This window comes from Magnetococcales bacterium (assembly GCA_015231175.1).
Taxonomy (GTDB): Bacteria; Pseudomonadota; Magnetococcia; order Magnetococcales; family DC0425bin3; genus HA3dbin3.
This window is the reverse complement of record JADGBZ010000009.1, coordinates 38,853-59,587: the sequence shown is the minus strand read 5'-3', so window position 1 is coordinate 59,587 and position 20,735 is coordinate 38,853. Positions and strand designations below refer to the sequence as shown.

Sequence of the window (20,735 nt, the reverse complement as noted above, 5' to 3'; positions counted from 1 at the left end):
ATGTCCAGGCTTTTCTTGCAAGGGTGTTGAAGGCGACCTGTGTCCCGGCTTTCTTCGCAGCGCAACCCTGACAAAATTTTTCCCTGACAAAATTTTTCGCGGAAAAGCTTTTCTTGAGAAGGAGTCCCGACAACCATGCGCATCACTCGTCATGAAGTCATCACCGAGGACGAACTGCTGTATCGCCTGCAACGGACGCGCCTGAAGGGTCATGGGCAACTCATGATCTACGAAGAGGCCCAACTGACCCTGGCCCGACGCACTCACCCCTTGAGCCTCTTCCCGGCGCAGCGTTACATTTTGCGCGATGATCTGGATCGCATTCTGGAACTGCATGAAGCGTTTCGCCAACAGGGTGTGAACATTTTCAGCCTGGATGGGGGTATCCTGTTCTGGATGAAGGATCCGGAAAACCCCGACACGGAGATCGGTCCCATCCCCCTGACACCGCCTGTCGTGGAGATCTCCCGGGAACCCGATGGACGGGAACTCCCCCTGATCAATGATGGCATGCATCGGGTCTATGCGGCGATGCGTCTGGAGAGTCTCATCAACGTGGTCATGGTCCACAACGTACCCGGCGAATTTCCCTACTATGCCTATGCTTTGCCCAATGGCTGGTCCGATGTCCAGGAACTGACCGAATTGCCGGAGGGGTTTGTCAAAAAATCCTATCGGGATCCAGAAAACTATAAATCTCTGTTCCGCGACTTCAACGAGGTGTTTCCGGGGGTGCAAAAACAGCGGCCACGCAGCAATCCCGGGCATTTGCGACCGTGACGCCGCGAAGCCCTGACCAGGGCTTTCGTGTCCAGGCTTTTTGAAAAACATTTGCTTGACTATTGTCCCAATGCCAACTTCAATGGATCCGATCTGGAGTGGTTCCTTGGCGGAAGGGGTGGCCGTCAGGTTTTGCGTGACACGTTTCGCGTCATCCAAGGGAAATCCGCCCTCGTTTTACGCGACCTGCCTGTAACGGCAAGGCGCCACCACGGGCCTGAACCCGGTTGGGTTCGGGGCGAAGCCCGGATCAAGTCTTTCGTGCCAAAGGATCTTCTTGAAAGGGTGCCGAGTGGTTGCCGTGCCGAGAGCTTTTTGAAGAGTACCGAATGGTGACAAAAAATTTTGGCTTGCGGGCAGGCATGTCACTCTCTCCCAGGCTGAGAACCCTTTTGGGAGTCGTTTTGTGCTTCCTGTCATTCTGGTGTGCGACGGCAGCAGCCGGGGTGGTGCAGGATCCCTATAAAGCGGCCTTCTCCACCGCCAGGCACAGTAAACTCAAGGAACTTGACGGCCCCTTTGCGTCAGGACAGGAGGTCACGCGGGCCTGTCTGCACTGCCACACCGAGGCGGCCAGCCAGGTCATGAAGACAACCCACTGGACCTGGCAATATGCCCCCAAGGATGCCCGGCGCACCTACGGCAAGCAGCATGTGACCAACGCTTTTTGCGGTTCGGTTCAATCCAATTGGAAGCTCTGCGCCCGCTGTCACGTCGGGTATGGATGGAAGGATCCAGAGGTGGTTGGATCCTCCGAGGAGCAGGTGGATTGCCTGGTCTGTCACGAGCAAACCGGCAACTACCGCAAATACCCCTATGGATACGCTGTCCTGATGTCCAAGGGGGAGCCCATACTCATCCCTGACTTGCCGGCCATGGCCCACAGCGTTGCACGCTCCACCCGGCACAATTGTGGTGTCTGTCACTTCCATGGTGGCGCCAGTGATGGCGCCAAACATGGTGATCTGGACTCCTCTCTGGTGACTCCCGGTCGCAACGTCGATGTTCACATGGCCAAAGATGGTTTGAACTTCAACTGTAGCGTGTGCCACACAACCCAGGAGCACCAAATCGCCGGCAGTCGTTACGCCATGAAAGCCCACGACACCCGGGGGATCAAACGGCCCGGCCACGTTGACAACACGCTCTCCTCCTGTGAATCCTGCCATGGCGCAACGTCGCACCGGTCGCAACCCCTGCTGAACGACCACACCTATCGGATCGCGTGTCAGACCTGCCATATTCCCCTCTATGCGCGTGGCGGGGTCAAAACCAAAACCTCCTGGGATTGGAGTCAGGCCGGTCGCCCCGCCCGTGACAACAAACTGCCCCCCGAACCTGCCGAAGTCGCCGCAACCCACCCCGCGACCTACTCCCGGCAGCACGGCGTCATCACCTGGGGGGAGAACCTTGTTCCTCAGTACGCATGGTTCGACGGCCAGGTGGACTACACCCTGCTGCATGATAAAATCGACGACACCTCTCCGGTTCCGCTCAATCGCATTTCCGGACGCCATGGAGATGGCAAGTCCCGCATTTGGCCTTTCAAAGTCATGAAATCCAAAATGCCCTACGATCCGGTCAATAAAAACATGGTCATCAACCATGCCGTTGTCGACTCCGTGGAGGACAAGGAGGCCTTCTACCGTTCTTTCGACTGGTCCCGTTCCGTTGCCGCCGGCATGAAGAGTCCGGGCGCTCCACCTTTCAGCGGGCAGGTGGGTTTCGTGGATGCCACCATGTATTTTCCCCTGACCCACATGGTGGCTCCCAAGGAGTCCGCTCTGCAATGCCGGGATTGCCATGATCCCAACAGCCGCTTGAAGGATTTGACCGACTTCTACCTCCTGGGTCGGGACTCTTCCCCCTGGATTCGTCGCCTCGGGGGTCTGTTGGTTCTGTTGACTCTGGTCAGCGTGGTCATTCATGGCGCGCTGCGTATTCTCCTTCCCGGCCTGCAACGGAGATAAGACTTGACCACGCGCAAGGCGTTGCTCTACACGCGCTATGAACGGTTCTGGCACTGGTCTCAGGCCATTCTGATGATCGGCCTGATGGTAACTGGCCTGAACGCCTCCAGCCAGATCGTGGTCATGGATTTTGCCCTCGCCGCTCATTGGCACATCATCTTTGCCCGTACCCTCATCTGGTTGTGGATTTTTACCATTTTCTGGTTTCTGGTCACCGGAGAGTGGCAGCAATACATTCCGACCAGGCATAAGATGCGTGCCATGGTGCATTATTACTCCAAAGGCATATTCAACCCCACGCAACATCGTCATCCGTTCAGAACAACGCCCCGGTTGAAACACAACCCCCTGCAACGTTTTACCTATCTTCTGCTGAATGTCCTGCTGACCCCAACGATATGGGGAACAGGCCTGTTGTACATGTACTATTTCCAGTGGGAACAGACAGGGTTGGGGTTTTTATCCTTGCGGGTCATCGCCGGCATCCATGAAGCCATGGCTTACCTTCTTCTCAGCTTTCTGATTCTCCATGTCTACATGTCCTTTACCGGCAGGCCGGTCACCGCCCAGATCAAGGCCATGCTCACCGGTTATGCGGAGATTCACAAGGAGGACATGGACATGATGGGCCAGTTCCAAATTCTCATGGTGGATGATGATGTCGACTTTTCGCACCTGGTCCGCGCTTGGTTGAGCAACGCCCGCCGCAATCCGGAAGAGTTCATGCTTCCGGCAGGACTCTCCGTCAACTGTGTGGTCGATCTGGCCAGTGCCTTCTACTCCTTGCGCCGGGACAATTATGATCTCATCCTGTTGGACCTCAATCTTCCCGATAGTCAGGGGTTGGATACTTTCCTGAGGTTTCACGACTCCTTCTCCGACGTTCCCATTCTGGTGTTGACAGGCCTGGAGGAGAGTTCCCTGGGTTCCCAGGCTGTCCATGAGGGTGCACAAGACTTTTTGGGCAAAAGCGAACTGAACGCCAAAAAGCTGGCGCGCGCCATCCGTTTTGCCAGCGAACGACACCAATACTCTCATACTCATGCACAACAGCTTGAATGAAAGTAAAGTAACCATGTGTTGTCAGGCGCCGAGCTGTCCCCACCCATGAGATATGCCCACGTCGTTGCTCTGTCTGTCATTCTTGCGCTGATCGGTTGGGCGTGGTGGCCGGCCTTCCATCCCTCCTCATCCCCACCGGGCGACAGTTCCCACACAGCCCGACCGGCCCTGCGGTTTGGGCATAACATGCCGCAAGACAGTGCCATGGGAGTGGCTGCGGAACGCTTTGCCCAGACCATCGGGTCGCAAACCCATGGCGCGTTGCGTGTGGATGTTTTTCCTGAAGGCCAGCTGGGCAACGATCTGAAAATGGCCGAAATGGCCCGCGATGGCGAGTTGGATATCGTCCTCATTCCCACGGCCAAGATGAGTATCCTGCTACCTGCCCTCCAATATGTGGACCTGCCGTTCTATTTTTCATCGCCGGACATGCTCTACCGCATGTTGGATGGCGAACCTGGTCAATTGCTGTTGTCCAAACTGCATGCCGTCGGTCTTGTGGGCGCCACCTTCTGGGGCAACGGTTTCAAGCAATTCACTGCCAATCGATCCATTCATACCCCGGAAGATTTTCATGATCTCAAGGTGCGGGTCATGCAAAGCCGCCTTATCATGGATCAATACGCCGATCTGGGCGCCAAACCCATTCCCATCGAGTTTCGCGAAATCCGCCAGGCCCTGGCCGATGGGGTGGTGGAGGCCCAGGAAAACCCCCTGTCTGCCATCGCGGCCATGGGCATTCATCAGGTGCAATCTCACCTGACTTTGAGTGATCATGCCTATCTTGCCTATGTCCTGGCCATCAGTGAGACCCTTCTTGCGCGCCTGCCGCATGTACAGCAAACCTTGTTGTTGGAGACAGCCAAAACCATCACACCCTTTCAACGCGAAGAGACCGCCCGAAGGGAAGAGCAGTTCCTCCAGCAAATCCGGCAAGCCGGGGTCAGGATCAACCGCCTGACCGAACAGGAACGCGCCGTCTTTACCCGAAAATTGCGCCATCTTTCCCTGCAATTCGAGGAGGTGATCGGCAGTGACATCATTTCCAAAACCGAGGAGTTGCTTTTCAACTGGCAGTCACGTCAGGGCAAGGGAAACGAGATCGTCGTCGGATTGGATACGGCGCTTTCCCAGACACGGGCCCGTGCCGGTCTGGCCATCAAACAGGGCGCCAGGCTGGCCATGCACGAGATCAACCAGGCTGGTGGCGTTTTGGGGCGACCTTTGGCCTTGCTGGCTTTTGACGACATGGCCATCCCCACCCGAGGTGTGGATCATTTCCGCTTTCTGGCCAAACAGGATGCCGTGGTGGCCATTCTGGGCGGCACGAACAGCCCGGTCGTTCTGGCCCAATCGGAGCTGGCCGATGAGCTCAAGATTCCCTTCCTCGTGGCCAGGGCCGCTGCGGCTGGCGTGGTGGAACATACCGACCGTCTTTCCCCATTTTCCTTCCGCATCTCCGCCAATGATCGTCTGGCCGGTCCGTTCCTGGTTGACGCCGCTCTGGCCAAAGGGTCGCGTGTGGCTTTGGTTTTGGAGGAGACCGCCTGGGGTCGCAACATGCTTCCCCATTTGCAAAACCATTGCAAACAACGCAACATCACCCCGGTTCTGGTGGCATGGATCAACCGGGGTGAACATGATTTCACCACCCATATGCAGGCCATGCGGGACAGTGGCGCCGATGTGGTTGTTTTGGTGGTCAATGCCGATGAGAGTGTGTCGTGGTTGCAAGCTGTGGCGATCCATAAACCCACCCTGCCCATCGTCTCCCACTGGGGCATCATCGGGGGCGATTTTTTTGCCAAAACCCGGCATGCGCTCGACAAGGTGGAGCTGACCTTTCTGCAAACCTTTTCCCCGGCCCGTGCCCAGGAGGCCCGCCTTCGAGCGCTACAGAAGTCGTATGGGGATCTGTTTGGCGCGGGGTTTCAGGATATGACTCTCCCCTTGTCCGGTTTCGCCCAGGCCTACGATCTGGTTCACCTCCTGGCCCGCGCCATACACCAGGCTGGCACCACAAACCGTCAAGCCATACGCGATGCCCTGGAACACATTGCCGACTACAAAGGGTTGATCAAGGACTATCATCCACCATTCACCTCCGACAGGCACGATGCTCTCGACCGGAACGACTATTTCATGGCCCGCTTCGACGCCTCCGGCCACATCGTACCCCAGCTTTCCGGAGCCCCCCCATGACCACATCCCCGCCAGGTTCGGGAAAAAGCCTCAGAAAGCGCCTCGTCTGGCAAATCGGGTTGCTTTTTGTCCTGGTTGTGGGGCTCTCTGCACTGTCGGTGGGTGGGTTGTTCAAGATCCAGCTGGAGGAGGAGAGCCGCGACACCCTGCACAGAATTGCCTTTTTGGAGCTGCAACGCCTGGAGGAGCGTGTTGCTTATCTCATGGAAACCACCCAGGCGCTGACCAGCAGCCACCTGATCATCAACGGCATGATCGACGCCGAAAACCGCCAGACCCATTTGCCAAGATTGGCAGAAGATTTTGCCCAAAACCGGGATCTTCTCTCCTTTGCTCTGGTGGATTTTGATGGCCGGGCGGTTTTTGTCCAGGCCCGGGAACCTCCCGATTACAACAGTTTCCCGCAACTCCGGCAGGCCTTGGCCATGGGTCGCGCCAGCCTGTTCATCACCGCCGGCAAAACCCTGATGGCGGTCGTTCCCATCGAATATTACAAGACCATCCAGGGCGCGGTGGTGGTGGAATTTGACTTGTACCGCATCGTGCAACGCCTTTTGCAGAGAGAAAAAAATGTCAGCTACCGGATAGCGGACGCACGGCAGACACTCTTCACTCTCCAGAATGCAGACCCGGAGCACATGATTTCCGCCCAGGTCGAGGCCGATGGCAGCGAGATGCCCTGGCTGGAAAAAATGGGGGTGACGTTGGCATTAAGCGTTCCCGTGTCCATCCATCAAGCCTCCATCCACCGGGCCCTGCTTCGTTTCGGATCCCTGGGGTTGCTGTTTGTCTTTCTGGCTGGCCTGGTCGCTGTGCGTATGGGCAACAATCTGGCCCATCCCATTCTCACTCTGTGCCAAAGGGTGCGCAGTTACGGCAAAGAGGCCTGCTCGCCGATCGGTACGGGCGATGAGCTGGAGATGCTCGCCCAAACCTTTGACCAACAAACCAGGGCCTTGCGCACCCATCAGGAGGAGTTGGAACAACGGGTGGCGGAACGAACACGCGAACTGGTCGAGGCCCGGCAGGCTGCCGACATCGCCAATCAAGGCAAGTCCGAATTTTTGGCCAACATGAGCCACGAAATTCGTACCCCCATGAACGCCATCATCGGCCTCAGCCATCTCTGCCTGCAAACCCAACTGACGGTTCGCCAGAAGGATTACATCCGCAAGGTGTATCACGCCGCCACTTCCCTGCTTCGCATCATCAACGACATTCTGGATTTTTCCAAAATCGAGGCGGGTAAACTGGATATGGAGTCCGTTGACTTCACTCTGGAGGAAGTGCTGGGAAACATGGCCACCATGATTTCCCTGAAGGCACAGGAAAAACATCTGGAATTTCTCCTGGAAACGGCGGCTGACATCCCCCCGAGCCTGGTCGGTGACCCCCTCCGGCTCAGTCAGGTGCTCATCAACCTGGCCAACAATGCCATCAAGTTTACGGAGACAGGCGAGGTCGCGGTCATTGTAGAGCTTGGCGAGAAAAGCGACGACTTTGTCCGCCTGCGGTTTACTGTGCGGGATACGGGCATCGGCATGACGCCGGAGCAACAGGCCAGACTGTTCCAGGCCTTTACCCAGGCGGATACATCCACCACCCGCAAATATGGCGGAACCGGTCTGGGTTTGATCATCGCCAAACTTTTGATCGACAGGATGGATGGAAAAATTCGCGTGGAAAGCGTATACGGTCAGGGATCCCGTTTCATCTTCGACGTTCGATTGGGCATCTCCCGACAGGCCACAAAAAAATCCCTGCTCCCGACCCTTGATCTGCGCGGTCTGAAGGTGCTGGCTGTGGATGACAACGAGAGTGCCCGCAACGTCATGGCGGATTATTTGACATCCTTCACGTTCAAAGTCACCAAAGCCCGGAATGCCCAGGAAGCCATTGGCGCCGTTCAGGAAGCCGACTTGACGGGAGAGCCCTTCGATCTGATCGTCACCGATTTCATGATGCCCGGGATGGATGGCATCACCGCCGTCGCCAAAATGCGTCACGAATTGACCTTGAGCCGATTTCCTGTGGTCATCATGGCCTCTGCCTATGGGGAAGAACATGTCGTCAGGAGAGCTGTCCAAGAGGCTCAGGTGAACGGTTTCCTCGTCAAACCCATCCATCCGAGCCTGTTGTTTGAAACCATCATGGAGGCCTTCGGCCAGACCGATACCCACGGTCGGTACACGGCGTCCCATCACAACGCCCCTGGTTACGCCAAAGCCTCGCTGGCCGGGACCAGAATCCTTCTGGTCGAGGACAATGAAATCAACCAGCAAGTGGCGCAAGAGTTGTTGGAACAAGCCCAGGCCACCGTGCTGTTGGCTGAAAATGGCCAGAAAGCCGTCGAGCTGGTTTGCAAGGAATCCCTGGACATTGTCCTGATGGACGTACAAATGCCGGTCATGGACGGTCTGACGGCCACCCGGGAGATTCGTCGGGATGCCCGTTTTGCCAACCTGCCCATCCTTGCCATGACGGCCAACGCCATGTCCGGTGATCGGGAGCGGTGTTTGGAAGCGGGCATGCAGGGACACATTGCCAAACCGGTGGATCCGGATGAGATGTACGCAACCCTGGCCCAATGGATCAAACCCCGATCCTCCCAACCCAAGCCTCAACCTGCCCTGCCCACCCATGCGGACCATCCTGACCATTCGGACCATCTGGAGCATCCTGACCATTCGGACCATCCGGCAGAGAGCGCATGCGTTTTGCCCACGGTACCCGGTGTGGATACCGGGGCGGGCCTGCAACGCATGGGGGGGAATGTCCAGGGGTATTTGAAACTGTTGACCAAGTTTTGCACCAACCAGGGGGGGAGTCCCGTCGCCATACAGGCAGCGCTCTCGGCCAACGATGCGGCAACGGCCATCCGTCTGGCACACACCTTGAAAGGGGTTTCGGCCACCATCGGCGCCAACGCCCTGGCGGCCCAGGCCGGGGCCTTGGAAGCCGCCCTCAAAACAACGTGTACTCCCGAACAGGTTGACGGTTTGCTGCGCGACGCAGGCCATGAACTGCAACAGGTATGCGCTGCCTTGCGACACGCCTTCTCCGCCGTGCGGCCCCGGGAGCATTCGCAACCCACAGGGGAAGAGAGCGTGGCATCCACCCACATTCGTGATACCTTGCTGAGGAAAATGGCCATTCAACTGGAAATGTATGATGCCAGCGTTGGAGAGACCCTGGCCAACCTGGGCGCATCGGCGTTATCTGGGGAGATGGTGACCTGGACGACCCGGTTGGAGAAACAAATTGGCCAATATGACTTTGAAGATGCTGCAAAAACCTTGCGGGCCTGCGCCCAAGCCCTGCACATCGACCTGACGGCCCACGATGCGTGACCCCAATCACGAGCCTGTCATCCTGGTGGTTGATGACACGCCGGAAAACATCGATGTGCTCAGGGAGGCTTTGAGCGCCAACTACCAGGTTCGCCCTGCCATCAAAGGCCAGATTGCCTTGAAGGTCGTCAAGATCCAACCCATGCCGGATTTGATCCTGTTGGATATCATGATGCCGGAAATGGATGGTTACGAGGTGTGCCGACGGTTGCAGAACGATCCGGTCACCCGGGATATTCCGGTTATTTTCGTCACGGCCAAAGCGGAGGTGGATGATGAAATCACCGGACTGACTCTGGGCGCCGTGGATTACATCACCAAGCCTTTCAGTACGCCCATCGTGCAGGCCAGGGTCAAAACCCACCTCGCCCTGCGGGCCGCCAAACTGAAACTGGACGAACAAAACCGGTTGTTGCAACAGGAGAAGGAGATCATCGAGGGGATCGTCCTTAAAATGCGGCATGCGGACACCTTTGATACGCGCCATCTGCAACACCTGACCTGCCCTGTGGACATGACCGCCGGGGACATGCTGCTCGCCACCTTCACTCCCGATGCACGCCAATTGGTCTTGCTGGGAGACTTCACTGGCCACGGCTTGCCCGCAGCCATTGGTTCTCCTTTGGTGACCTACATTTTTCACAAACTGGCCAGGAACAACGTTTCTGGAGCAGAAATTCTCAACGAGATCAACGATCAACTTTGTCTGAGGTTGCCAACGGGCATTTTTTTTGCCGTCACCCTGCTGGAAATATCCCCCGAACGTACCCAAGCCACCCTCTGGAATGCCGGCCTGCCGGACGTCATCATGGTTCGGCAAGGTTCCGTCCTGTCCCATTTTCCCTCTCTTTTGCCGCCGCTGGGCATCTCCAGGCAACTGGATATCGCTTCCGGCGCGGTCGGCATCCCGCTGGCCGGGGAGGATTGCCTGTATGTTTTCTCCGATGGCGTCATCGAGGCAAGAAACAGCCAAGACGACGTGTTCGGCATGGACAATCTGGAAAGCTTTCTGGTCGGTGTGGCCCAGGGTCGGCACACCCTGCATGACCTGCTCGTCCGGCTTAATGACCATGTTGGCTCCTCAAGCCACGAGGATGACATCACCATCATCGAGGCGCGGGTGTGAAAAGCATCGACACCAGGCAGGAACCGGGGGCCAGGGTAATCGTTCAGACACCCCATGACAGTAACCATTGAGCGCCCGGCAACGAATCGGGGTCCAGGGGGCTGGCTCCCTGGCGGGTCCAGGGCAGCGCCCTGGTGGGGTTCGGGGCGAAGCCCTGACAAAGGCCTTTCATGTCAAGGCCTTTCATGTCAAGGCCTTTCATGTCAAGGCCTTTCTTGGTCGTCATGTTTCATCGTTGGCGTCCAGGCGTCGGGGGACGAATGCGCCACTCTTGACTGCCTCCATGTCTTCCCGCACCTGTTCCAGGAGGGCGTGACCACTGGGATCAGCCTTGCGATCCCAGTGGTTGAAGCTGATCAGTTCATCCAGGGGCAGGCGCGGCAGCCATCCGGCGCTCTCCAACTCCGGACGTGCGAAGAATCGGGCCACCCAGCCGAGGCAAAGATAGGCGATGGGCACGATAGCCGGAGGAATGCCCAGGGCAGCGTGCAGCGCTTCGGGATGCACGATGCTCACCCAACCGACTCCGACTCCTTCTGACCGGGCTGCCAGCCAGAGGTTTTGCACGCAGCAAGCGCTGCTGTAGAGATCCATGCGACGGTCGTTGGTGCGTCCGATGACCACCGGTCCGGCCCGGTCACGGTCGCAGGTGACGCAAATATTGACGGGAGCCTCACGGATGCCTTCCAGCTTGAGGGAACGATAAAGATCGCCCCTTTCACCGGCAAAGAGCTTTGCTGCCTCGGCATGGGCGGTTTGAAAGGCTTCATGTACGCGATTTTTGACCGCAGGATCTGTTATAACAAGAAAGTTCCATGGCTGCATGAATCCTACCGAGGGGGCGTGGTGGGCCGCTACCAGGATCCGGCTCAGCACGGCATCGGGAATCGGATCGGGCAGAAACTCCCCCCGCACGTCCCTTCGCCCAAGGATGGTACGATAAAGACCCCGACGATCCTCCAGGGAGAGATGGGGTGTTTCCTGGACTGCTGGTTGAGGCCTCTTCATGTCAGTACCCCTCCAGGGAGAGTTTTGAGCGGAGTTGGATGGTTTGTTAAAAATTATACAATATTTGCCGCCATGAAAATTCCGAAGAGATATTGAATATCGACGAATAAAAATGGCCATGTCTGGAATATATGCCGTAAAGTATAAGCAAATTTTTATTTTGCAACAAAGCGTCTGTGTTGCATACATCGTTAAGGTGCAGATTTATTTTGTCATGAATACATTCTAGATAATTGATTTCATTATTAAATGTATCGTGATTTTGACAGATATGATCAAGAGGAAACGTCTTGAAAATATGTATATCACCCTCGGAAAGAACGTCGTCCATATTTCCATCGATGTAGAGAAATAGAATTCCTGCAATCACGAGAATCATAAAGAGTGCTGCCGCACGGAATCTTGTACGGTTCCTACCCACTTTTTCTCCCAGCATCGATCGAGTTGATATTCTCCACGGGTGTTCCAGGTGTTTCAGAAAAACCCGTTTCACATCCGCAATATATCCTGGGCTTGCCCCGGCGCCAGTCGGGCCCCGAAGTGGGTCACCAAAACCGAAGCCGCATGGCAGGCGAGGCGGGCAGCCTCGGCAGCCGCCATCCCCTGCGTGATGCCATAGAGGTAGGCACCGGCAAAAAGATCTCCTGCCCCATTGGTATCGACGGGCTGCACGACCCGTCCTGGTATCGACACGGGCCCGTCACCGTCATCGATCAGGGCGCCCTGGCTACCCCGGGTGATGACCAACGAGTGGGTCACACTTCGCAACTGCCGCGCAGCCTGGTTGACATCGCTTGTCGCAGAAAATTCCAGAGCCTCGTTTTCGTTACAAAAAATAAGATCAACCCCTCCCTGGAGCAGGGCCTCCACCCCGGGACGGAAATAGCGCACCATGCTGACATCGGAAAAGGTCACGGCAACCTGCACTGCATGTTGGCGTGCCAGGGCGATGGCCGCCAAAGCTGTTTGCAAGGCTGTTGGGGAGGAGATCAGGTAGCCTTCGACGTAGAGGAAGGCGGAGGCTGCCAGGCGCTCAGGAACCAGGGATGTTGGGGTGATTTGTTCGGAGATACCCAGATGCGTACACATGGTTCGTTCGGCATCCGGGGTGATGAAGACCAGACAACGACCCGTGGCACCCGGACCGGTGTGGTCCAGGGTGTTGTCCACGCCGTTGGCATGCAGATCCTGGGCATAGAAAGCGCCCGCCTCATCCCCGGCCACCCGACAGGAGTGAAAAGCCCGTCCGCCAAACTGCGCCACGCCGATCACCGTATTGGCGGCGGATCCTCCACACGAACGCCGCACCGGCGCTTTGGGCAGGGCGCACAGAAGTTCCTCCTGTTTTTTTTCATTCACCAGGGTCATGGTACCCTTTTCCAAACCCATGCGGGCCAAAAACGGGTTATCCACCTCCAGTTCCATGTCAACCAACGCATGTCCGACGCCATAAACGTGATACTGGGTCATGGTGGTCATCCCTTCCGAGCAAAAGAATTGATGGAGCGGCTTCACTGCCAATCCGGTACCAATGGCACTGAACCCAGCCGTTCCAGCAAGGACGCATGCAGCCGGCCATTGCTGGCAAGCAGGGAGTTGGTACGGCTTTTGATCTGGTTGAACGAAAACGCGCCCCCCTCGCGCGTGGTGACACGCCCCCCGGCCTCTTCGACCAACAAGAGCCCGGCGCAAAAATCCCACTCATTTTTGGGTGAGAGGGTAAAGGTGACATCATAACGGCCCGCCGCAACGAGCGCCAATTTGTAGGCAATGGAGCCCATTGTGGTCAGACGAAACTCGGTCTCAAAGGGCGCCCACTCCCCCCGTTGGGTCTCGGAACGGCTGGCCAGGCAGGTTGCTCCCAGGAGTTGGTCCCGGTCGCTGGTGCGGACGGGTTTGCCATTGAGGCAGGCGCCGGCGCCCCGGCGGGCCGTGAACAACTCCGTACTGGCCGGATTATAGATGCAGGCTGCCACGGGTTGACCGGCCACCACCAATCCAATCGACACGGCAAACTGGGGAAAGCCGGCGATGAACTCCTTGGTGCCATCGATGGGGTCCACCACCCAGACCCGTTCATGTTGCAGGCGAGAGGCATCATCGACGGTCTCTTCGGAGAGCCACCCCCAATCGGGGCGCCCCGCGATAAGCAGGTCGTGCAGAATGCGGTTGGCCTCCAGATCGGCGTTGGTCAGGGGGTTGTCAAACCCCTTATCCCGCACGTCGGCGGCCTGGGAGACCCGTTGTCCCAGGCGAAAGTAACGCATGGCAGCGCTCCCCGCCTGGCAGGCTGCATCAACCATGCGCGATAATTCGGTCTCGCTGACAGACATGGGGCACATTTCCGATCAAGTTGCCAAAAAGACGGTAACTATTCACCACTCTTGCAAGAAAAGCTTGGACATAAAAGCCTTTGTCAGGGCTTCGCCCCGAACCCCACCAGGACTCTGTCCTGGACCTGCCAGGGAGCCAGCCCCCTGGACCCCGATTCGTGGCCGGGTGGTGAGTAGTTACAAAAGACGATTGAAAAACGGGCCAGCGCCTTTTCAAGAAAAGCCTTTTCAAGGAGAGCGCCAGCGAGCCACTCTACCTGCCATGGTCTGTTTTGTCATCCATCAGTCATGCGAAAAAGAGGAAAAACATGCCAGAGAAGGTTTGGAATCTGACCCGCCGTCTGACGATACGTGGCGACCTGTGCCGACGTACCGGGGCATCGGTTGACAGCCGTTTATTGGCGGCCCTGGTTCAAGCCACACCTGGGGAACGCCTGGCGGAGCTGGGGGCTGGTTGCGCAGCGGCATCCCTTGTGGTGGCGGATCGCTCCCCGGGCGTTCTGGTGGATGCCCTGGAACTGCAACCTGTTCTCGTGCAACTCGCCCGGGAAAACATTCAGCGCAACAACCTTGCAGCAACCATTCAGCCCTGGGCCGGCGACGTTCGGCGCCCACCACCGGTTATTTCCTCCGGCAGCTACCACCAGGTTTTTTTCAATCCTCCCTACTTCCGGCCAGGTGAGGGACGGCTCTCCCCCGATCCGGTGCGTTCCCAGGCCCGTTGCGAGATGACGGCCACCTTGCAGGATTTTGTGCTCTGTGCTGCGGATCTGCTTTGTCCGGGCGGTCAGTGTCATGTGGTGCATCGCCCGGAACGCTGGGCCGAAATGGCAGCAACGTTGGCGCACAACGGCCTGACCCCATGGCGTTTGTTTCGGGTGCATCCGCGTCCGAACCATCCAGTCGCCCTGATCCTGGTCACTGCCTGCAAAACCACGCCGCACCACACCATTCCCCCCTTGTTGGACACTCCCCTGTTCCTGGATGGTGCTTCCGGGGAAGAATCTCTTTCCCAGCAGCTCTTTGCCGGGAGGCCTTTGGGCGACACCACAAGGTTATTCCCATTCTGATCCTCGGTGGAGCGGAGAGGCCTTTATAGCACAACGATGATTGCATGAGACAGTATCAAGCCGCCAAGCATCCTGATGGCGAGGATGGAGTGTAACATGTGCATCTTGAATTCTGGAGCTGGAAGCCGTATCGTTTCACTTGTGGAGTGCGCCCTCTTTCCTCAGATTTTTGGTGGGATAGCGCTGGCAGATTCATCCATGGAGGATGGAATTGTCAGGGCTGTTCAGCTTCCTTGGCCAAAAGGTTCGACACGATGGACTTTGACAGGTCTCAGCTCCAAACCCCGTCGGGGATCGAGGCGCACTCTTTTCTCCCGGATCCTTGTTCCGGTTCTGTGGCGATCTGTCCGCCAGGGACACTGGCCCATCGCCATTTTGCCCCGGAAGATTTGATGTGGTTTGCGGCGGCTTCCGGCGACTGGAACCCGATTCATGTGGATGCCGTCGCCGCCCGCCGGTTATTGACCGGGGAGGTGATTGTCCATGGCATGTATCTTTTGGCCTGGGCGTTGGATGTCTGGTGTGCGGCTGGTGGAGTTTCTCCTGTCGCCATGGCGGTGGCCTTTCCGCGTCCGGTTTTGACCGGGGAGCATCTTGCCCTGAGGGTGGAGACGGCGGAGGGGCAGGAGAGGCGTTTGGCAGTCCAGCGGGGTGACGATACCGTCATGACTCTTCTGCTGACCTGTGGGGAGAGTGCCGCTCTGGAGGTTGGTTTTGTTCCGGCGCGGCCAGAACGGGCTTTGCCCGAGCAACATGCTTTCGCCGAGTTGAAGGGTGCGACCGGTTATTTGCCGCTGTTGGCCCTGCCTGGGGATATCCAGGGTGCATTTCCGGATGCGTGTCGGGTGTTGGGGATGCACGTGGTGGCCACTCTGTTGGGTTTTTCGCGTTTGGTGGGGATGTTTTGTCCCGGGTTGCATGCGCTGTTTTCCGGTGTGGATATACGCCTGGATGGTGCGGAGACATCACCTGGCATCGCCTGGCAGGTGGAGCGGCACAGTGTGCCGCAGGCCCCGTTGCACATGGCTGTCCGGGGGGGAGGCATGGCGGGTCGGTTGGTGGCTTTTGTGCGTCCGGCCCCGGTGGCACAGGCGTTGATGGGGGATGTCGCTGCCCAGGTGCCGCCCGGATCTTTTGCTGGTCAGGTGGCTTTGATTGTGGGGGGTTCGCGTGGGCTTGGCGAGATGACCGCAAAAATCATTGCGGCAGGTGGTGGCGAGGTGATTGTCACCCATGCGCGGGGTCTTGCTGATGCCAGGCGTGTGGTCGAGGAGATCCTGACCTGGGGTGGAAGAGGGCGGATAGTGGCGCTGGATGTGGAGCAACCGGACGCAGCCATGACTGACTTGTTGGCCCATGTCTCACCCACCCATCTCTACTATTTTGCCGCTCCCACGGTTGGCGGAGGGGGGGGGGGCACGTTTGACCCGCTTCGCCTGGCGCGTTTCAACAAAATATTTGTCACAGATTTTGTCCGGCTCGTAGGGATGTTGCGAAAAAAAATATCCGGTGATCTGAGTGTATTCTACCCATCAAGCATATTTGTGGAGCAACTGCCGCGCGAACATGTCGAGTATATCATCGCAAAAGCCGCCGGTGAGGTTTTGTGCCGGCATATGGCTCGGAATATGCCGGGTTTGCGCATTTTGACGTGCCGCTTGCCGCGTCTGGCGACGGACCAGACGGTGGGATTGATCCAACGTCCGGTGGCAGCGCCATTGCCGGAGATGCTGCGGGTGGTCGAGGCGATGCATGCGATGCCGACTCACACCCTACAGGACGCCGTGTCAACAGGATGAGGGGGGGGTGATGTTGTGATTGTGGTGGAGGAGTCGAAAGAGCAAGTGGTGCTGCGCTTGCCGGCAGAGTTTAACTTCAGGCTGAGTAATGCGTTTCGGGAGTGTTACCAACAGCGTGATCCCGGATTGACTTATGTTATTGATTTTCAGGATGTGTCATTGTTTGACAGTTCGGCCTTGGGCATGCTCCTCATGTTGCGCAACCATTGCGGCGAGGAGAAGGCCAGGATTCATCTGGTCAACTGTGGCCCGTTTGTGCGGAAAATATTGGCCACGGCCAAGTTTGAGCTCTATTTCAGCATTGATGGAGGAGGAGGGTCGGGTTGGTGGCCTGGGGCTTGAATCTGCCAGCGGTATTACATGGAGGTGGTCGTGAGCTTTGCGTGAGTTTCCTGACCAAAAAACCTTGCGTTTTGCAGGGGTATGGTTTAGGTGTCGGGTCCAATTCCGGACTTGGTTGTTCCGTGGCTTTTCCGACAGGATTCGGCCAAGGATGGAAATCGCAAACGGACGAAGTCGGTTGATCGATGCTGGTTGCCCGCAGGTGACCGGTACCGGTGTTTGTCATGCAATGGTGGGGGTGTCATGATTTTTACCAAGACGATGATGGCGAAGAGAGTCATGGTTTTCGCTTTTCTGGTCGCTCTTCCGGGGCAACTTCGGGCGGGGGGGAAAGGGGGGCTGCCCTGGCAAGCGGCCCTGGACCATCTATACGCCGGAGAGTATGCCCAGGCCCTGGTTGTGTTGACTCCCCTGGAGGAGAAGCATGTGGGGAATCCGGCTTTTGACCTGGTGTTGGGGTCGGTGCAATACCACCTCAAGGATTATGGGGCGGCGATGTTTCCTTTGGAGCGGCTCCTGATGTATGAACCCGGCAACGAGACTGCCCGTTTGTTATTGGCCATGTCGCTGTATCGGTCCGGGGAGACGACCCGGGCCTTGGCCGAGGCTGCCAATTTGCATCTGGACCGCCTCTCTCCGGTGTTGACGCGGGAGTGGCAGGAGATGATCGCTCCTGCGCCGGCTGCTGCTGCCGCTCCTGCACCCAGCAAGACCAAGGTCTCGGGGAGTATTCAGGCCAGTATAGGTCGGGACAACAACATCACCTCCGGCCCCAACGATGGGGTCTATATCATTCCGGCCATTTCCAGCACCTATCCCATCTCTCTGGGCAAAGCCGAATCGCACCCCGATTGGGTCAACTCCCTGAGCGGGGTGTTGGCCATTTCTCACACCCTGGATCCGTCCAGAACCCTGATCGGGGGGTTGAGCCTTTATCAAACCAAGGATTGGCAGCGCAAGGACAAGGAAGAGGGGTATGGTAACGCCTATGCCGGAGTGGCGCTGACCTTCGGTGACGTGACCGTCACGCCCGTGGGGTATGTCCAGAACTATTTTTTGGAGGATACGCTCTTCCAGCGTTATTGGGGTGCGCAGGTCAACGTGGCCAAGCCTCTCAACGAGAAACAGTCCCTGGCCTCTTATGTGCAATTTCTGGATACCACCTTTCCTGATTACCATCCTGCGGATACCAATCGTCTTGCCCTGGGGCTTACCCACACCTACAAGGCTCCGGAGAGCCGGTTCACGTATTACCAGCTTTTGACGGGCGGCAGGGAGATGGCCAAGGACACGCTTTCCCCCGAGGCGGGGTTCCGTTTTGCCGGGCTCACGTTGGGGACGGCCATGTATCTTGACCCCACCTGGTCCTTTGCCGGCAATGTCGGTTACGAGTATCGCTACCATCCAGACATGGAGAATCTCTACTACCAACGCCGGACTGACAATCAAGTGCAGGCAACCCTGAGTGCGACCTATACGATCGACAAATCTTTCAGTCTGCTACCCAAGGTTTCGTATATACACAGTGATTCCAATGTGCCCATCAATGCCTTCGATCGGGTCTCTGCATCGGTGGCTCTCCAGTGGGGGTTTGGCCAATGACCCAGATTCGTTCGGTTTCCATGCGTTTTTTGTCCACCATGATCGGTTTTCTGTTGGTTCCGATCCTGGTTTTGCTCCAGTCAAATCCTTCCTGGGGGGCGGATGGGGGGGGTGTTTCCGCCAGGGTTGTGGCTGTACAAGGTGAGATCCTGGCCATTCGCAAGAGCGATCACCGATCCCAACCCTTGCAAAAGGGCAGTGAACTTTTCTCCGGGGATATCATTGAGGCCAAGGATGGACAGGCCCAGTTGCGGTTTTCCGACGGCGGTCTGATCTCCGTCTACGCCAACTCCACCTTTGCCATCGAGGATTACCACTATGCGGGGCAGGATGCACCCGGCAACCGGTCATATCTCAAGCTGATCACGGGTCAGTTTCGTGCGTTGACCGGGCACATAGGCAAGGAAGGAGAGAAGAAATATCAGTTGCGTACCAGGTTTGCTGTTTTGGGGGTACGAGGCACCAACTTTTCTGTCAATGTTGGACAGAGGTTGCACGTTTCCGTGCAGGAGGGGATCGTGACCCTGGCGAATGGCGCCGGTGCTTTGCAGTTGCGACCGGGGCAGAACGCCATGGTGACAGGTTTTACCCAAAGACCGCAGTTCACCAGCCAGGCAGCGGTTTTGCAACCGGCAGGACAGCGAGGTGCGGACGGCAAATCTGCATCATCGAGTGAAAGTGCCAGGTCGGGTGGTGCTGGAGAGAGAGGTGGGCAGAGAGAAGGCGGCCCGGGTGACCAGGGTGGGCCGGCTGGCCCAGGTGACCGGGCTGGACCCGGTGATCAGGGTGGCCAGGGTGGACCGGGTGGCCAGGGTGGACCGGGTGGACCGGGTGGACCGGGTGGTCAGGGGGGAGCCGTCGGTGCAGGTGGACCTGTCGGACCTGCCGGAGCGGCGGGTCTGCCGGGTGGACCAACCGGACCCATGGGTGGGCCGGGCGGTCCGATCGGACCTTCCGGACCTATGGGAGGGGCTGGACCGAATCTGTCACCCATGGGCGCGGGCGGGATACCCTTCGGCCTTCCTTTGGGTGGAGGGTTCTCCATCGGTGTTCGGGGGACAGCTCCGCCTCCCGCGACAAGTGCGCCACCACCACCGGCTCAGGGCCAGATGCAAAACCAGATTCACAACGATGTGATCAAGCAGTTACCGCCTCAGTTGCAGCCGGGTGGCCAGGGTCTGGCGGGCGGCCAAGTGCCGACAGCGGGTGGCCAAAGTCCGGCAGGTGGCCAAGGTCCGGCAGGTGGCCAGGCGCCGACAGCGGGTGGCCAAGGTCCGGCAGGCGGCCAGGCGCCGACAGCGGGTGGCCAAGGTCCGGCAGCAGGCGGGACGCAACCAGGGGCAGGTTCTGTGGGACCGACCTTTGGTGGCGTGACGGCTCCAGGTGGAGGTGGCGTGATATCTCCGTTCTTGGGTGGGACGCAACAGACGCCAACCTTGGGTGGTGGGATATCGACGCCGGTCGGTGGTAGCACGCAGGCGCCGACGGGTGGCGGGGTGCAGGTGGCGCCAATCGGTAGTGGTGCGCAGGTGCCAACGGGTAGCGGGGTGCAGGCACCGATCGGTGTTGGCACGCAGCCAATAACCAGTGTTGGTACGCAACCGGCGACCAGTGGCAGTACGCAGCCAATAACCAGTGGTAGCACGCAACCGGCGACCAGTGGCAGTACGCAGCCAATAACCAGTGGTGGCACGCAGCCAATAACCAGTGGTGGCACGCAACCGGCAACCAGTGGTGGCACGCAACCGGCAACCAGTGGTGGCACGCAACCGGCAACCAGTGGTGGCACGCAGGCGCCAACCACGAGTGGGACAACCTCGCCGACAGTCATGACTGCACCAGTGGCGCCGACGGGAACAGGCGGATTGCCGCCCGTGTCCACGGTGACAAACCCGGCTACGACTCCCGTGCAACCCCCCCCGACCACGAGGGTGATGCCGTTGGTCCAACCTGTCGTTCCGCCGACGCTCCCGCATTTTGCGGCGCCGCCACCACCAACCAATGTGATGCCGTTCATCGTGCCGCATCGGTAGTATCAGGCGGAAAAGGCTTTTCCGGTATCGGGAGCAGGGGCGATCCTGCTCCCGATTT

General features: G+C 58.1%; 14 protein-coding genes. 11 read left to right on the top strand and 3 right to left on the bottom strand.

Going from position 1 to position 20,735, the window contains the following annotated elements; translation table 11 throughout:
• Positions 1–135 precede the first annotated feature (135 nt).
• The 6 genes from HQL63_03625 (at position 136) to HQL63_03600 (ending at position 10,490) form a co-directional block, all read left to right on the top strand.
• Positions 136–780 (top strand): hypothetical protein, encoded by a 645-nt coding sequence (locus HQL63_03625; GenBank protein ID MBF0175923.1) that lies wholly within the window; start codon positions 136–138, stop codon positions 778–780.
• A 329-nt stretch (positions 781–1,109) separates the two neighbouring features.
• Entirely contained in the window at positions 1,110–2,750 is a 1,641-nt protein-coding gene (locus tag HQL63_03620) for a tetrathionate reductase family octaheme c-type cytochrome (GenBank protein ID MBF0175922.1), read from the top strand.
• A 3-nt stretch (positions 2,751–2,753) separates the two neighbouring features.
• On the top strand, positions 2,754–3,812 hold the full coding sequence (locus HQL63_03615) for a cytochrome b/b6 domain-containing protein (protein MBF0175921.1): 1,059 nt from the start codon (positions 2,754–2,756) through the stop codon (positions 3,810–3,812).
• A 45-nt stretch (positions 3,813–3,857) separates the two neighbouring features.
• A complete protein-coding gene (locus tag HQL63_03610) occupies positions 3,858–6,014 on the top strand; it encodes a DctP family TRAP transporter solute-binding subunit (protein ID MBF0175920.1) in 2,157 nt (718 codons plus the stop codon).
• Positions 6,011–9,364 (top strand): response regulator, encoded by a 3,354-nt coding sequence (locus tag HQL63_03605; protein ID MBF0175919.1) that lies wholly within the window; start codon positions 6,011–6,013, stop codon positions 9,362–9,364. Before HQL63_03610 ends, HQL63_03605 begins: the two co-directional genes overlap by 4 nt.
• Positions 9,357–10,490, top strand: a complete 1,134-nt coding sequence (locus tag HQL63_03600; GenBank protein MBF0175918.1) for a SpoIIE family protein phosphatase — start codon at positions 9,357–9,359, stop codon at positions 10,488–10,490. Before HQL63_03605 ends, HQL63_03600 begins: the two co-directional genes overlap by 8 nt.
• Positions 10,491–10,712: 222 nt before the next feature.
• Here HQL63_03600 and bluB read toward each other — a convergent pair whose 3' ends face one another.
• The 3 genes from bluB to HQL63_03585 form a co-directional block, all read right to left on the bottom strand.
• Positions 10,713–11,498, bottom strand: coding sequence for a 5,6-dimethylbenzimidazole synthase (bluB, locus tag HQL63_03595; protein MBF0175917.1), 786 nt, complete (start codon positions 11,496–11,498; stop codon positions 10,713–10,715).
• Between the two features lie 489 nt (positions 11,499–11,987).
• Positions 11,988–12,968, bottom strand: a complete 981-nt coding sequence (locus tag HQL63_03590; protein MBF0175916.1) for an adenosine kinase — start codon at positions 12,966–12,968, stop codon at positions 11,988–11,990.
• 41 nt (positions 12,969–13,009) lie between these two features.
• Positions 13,010–13,831, bottom strand: a complete 822-nt coding sequence (locus HQL63_03585; GenBank protein ID MBF0175915.1) for a 3'(2'),5'-bisphosphate nucleotidase CysQ — start codon at positions 13,829–13,831, stop codon at positions 13,010–13,012.
• A 308-nt stretch (positions 13,832–14,139) separates the two neighbouring features.
• On the opposite strand from HQL63_03585, the gene HQL63_03580 reads away from it, so the two are divergent.
• From HQL63_03580 to HQL63_03560, 5 genes are all read left to right on the top strand, one after another.
• Positions 14,140–14,901: a methyltransferase gene (locus HQL63_03580; protein ID MBF0175914.1), complete on the top strand. Its 762-nt coding sequence runs from the start codon at positions 14,140–14,142 to the stop codon at positions 14,899–14,901.
• Positions 14,902–15,155: 254 nt separating this feature from the next.
• Positions 15,156–16,700, top strand: coding sequence for an SDR family NAD(P)-dependent oxidoreductase (locus HQL63_03575; GenBank protein MBF0175913.1), 1,545 nt, complete (start codon positions 15,156–15,158; stop codon positions 16,698–16,700).
• Positions 16,701–16,715: 15 nt separating this feature from the next.
• Positions 16,716–17,042: an STAS domain-containing protein gene (locus HQL63_03570; GenBank protein MBF0175912.1), complete on the top strand. Its 327-nt coding sequence runs from the start codon at positions 16,716–16,718 to the stop codon at positions 17,040–17,042.
• Between the two features lie 243 nt (positions 17,043–17,285).
• Entirely contained in the window at positions 17,286–18,644 is a 1,359-nt protein-coding gene (locus tag HQL63_03565) for a DUF560 domain-containing protein (protein ID MBF0175911.1), read from the top strand.
• Positions 18,641–20,677, top strand: a complete 2,037-nt coding sequence (locus HQL63_03560; GenBank protein ID MBF0175910.1) for a FecR domain-containing protein — start codon at positions 18,641–18,643, stop codon at positions 20,675–20,677. The genes HQL63_03565 and HQL63_03560 overlap by 4 nt, the downstream gene beginning before the upstream one ends.
• The last annotated feature ends 58 nt before the right edge of the window (positions 20,678–20,735 follow it).

Excerpts from the sequence above, each read along its gene's own strand:
- HQL63_03625 (MBF0175923.1), top strand. The coding sequence starts at position 136 with ATGCGCATCACTCGTCATGAAGTCATCACCGAGGACGAACTGCTGTAT.
- HQL63_03620 (MBF0175922.1), top strand. The coding sequence starts at position 1,110 with ATGGTGACAAAAAATTTTGGCTTGCGGGCAGGCATGTCACTCTCTCCC.
- HQL63_03610 (MBF0175920.1), top strand. The coding sequence starts at position 3,858 with ATGAGATATGCCCACGTCGTTGCTCTGTCTGTCATTCTTGCGCTGATC.
- HQL63_03605 (MBF0175919.1), top strand. The coding sequence starts at position 6,011 with ATGACCACATCCCCGCCAGGTTCGGGAAAAAGCCTCAGAAAGCGCCTC.
- HQL63_03600 (MBF0175918.1), top strand. The coding sequence starts at position 9,357 with ATGCGTGACCCCAATCACGAGCCTGTCATCCTGGTGGTTGATGACACG.
- bluB (MBF0175917.1), bottom strand. The coding sequence starts at position 11,498 with ATGAAGAGGCCTCAACCAGCAGTCCAGGAAACACCCCATCTCTCCCTG.
- HQL63_03590 (MBF0175916.1), bottom strand. The coding sequence starts at position 12,968 with ATGACCCAGTATCACGTTTATGGCGTCGGACATGCGTTGGTTGACATG.
- HQL63_03585 (MBF0175915.1), bottom strand. The coding sequence starts at position 13,831 with ATGTCTGTCAGCGAGACCGAATTATCGCGCATGGTTGATGCAGCCTGC.
- HQL63_03580 (MBF0175914.1), top strand. The coding sequence starts at position 14,140 with ATGCCAGAGAAGGTTTGGAATCTGACCCGCCGTCTGACGATACGTGGC.
- HQL63_03575 (MBF0175913.1), top strand. The coding sequence starts at position 15,156 with ATGGACTTTGACAGGTCTCAGCTCCAAACCCCGTCGGGGATCGAGGCG.
- HQL63_03565 (MBF0175911.1), top strand. The coding sequence starts at position 17,286 with ATGATTTTTACCAAGACGATGATGGCGAAGAGAGTCATGGTTTTCGCT.
- HQL63_03560 (MBF0175910.1), top strand. The coding sequence starts at position 18,641 with ATGACCCAGATTCGTTCGGTTTCCATGCGTTTTTTGTCCACCATGATC.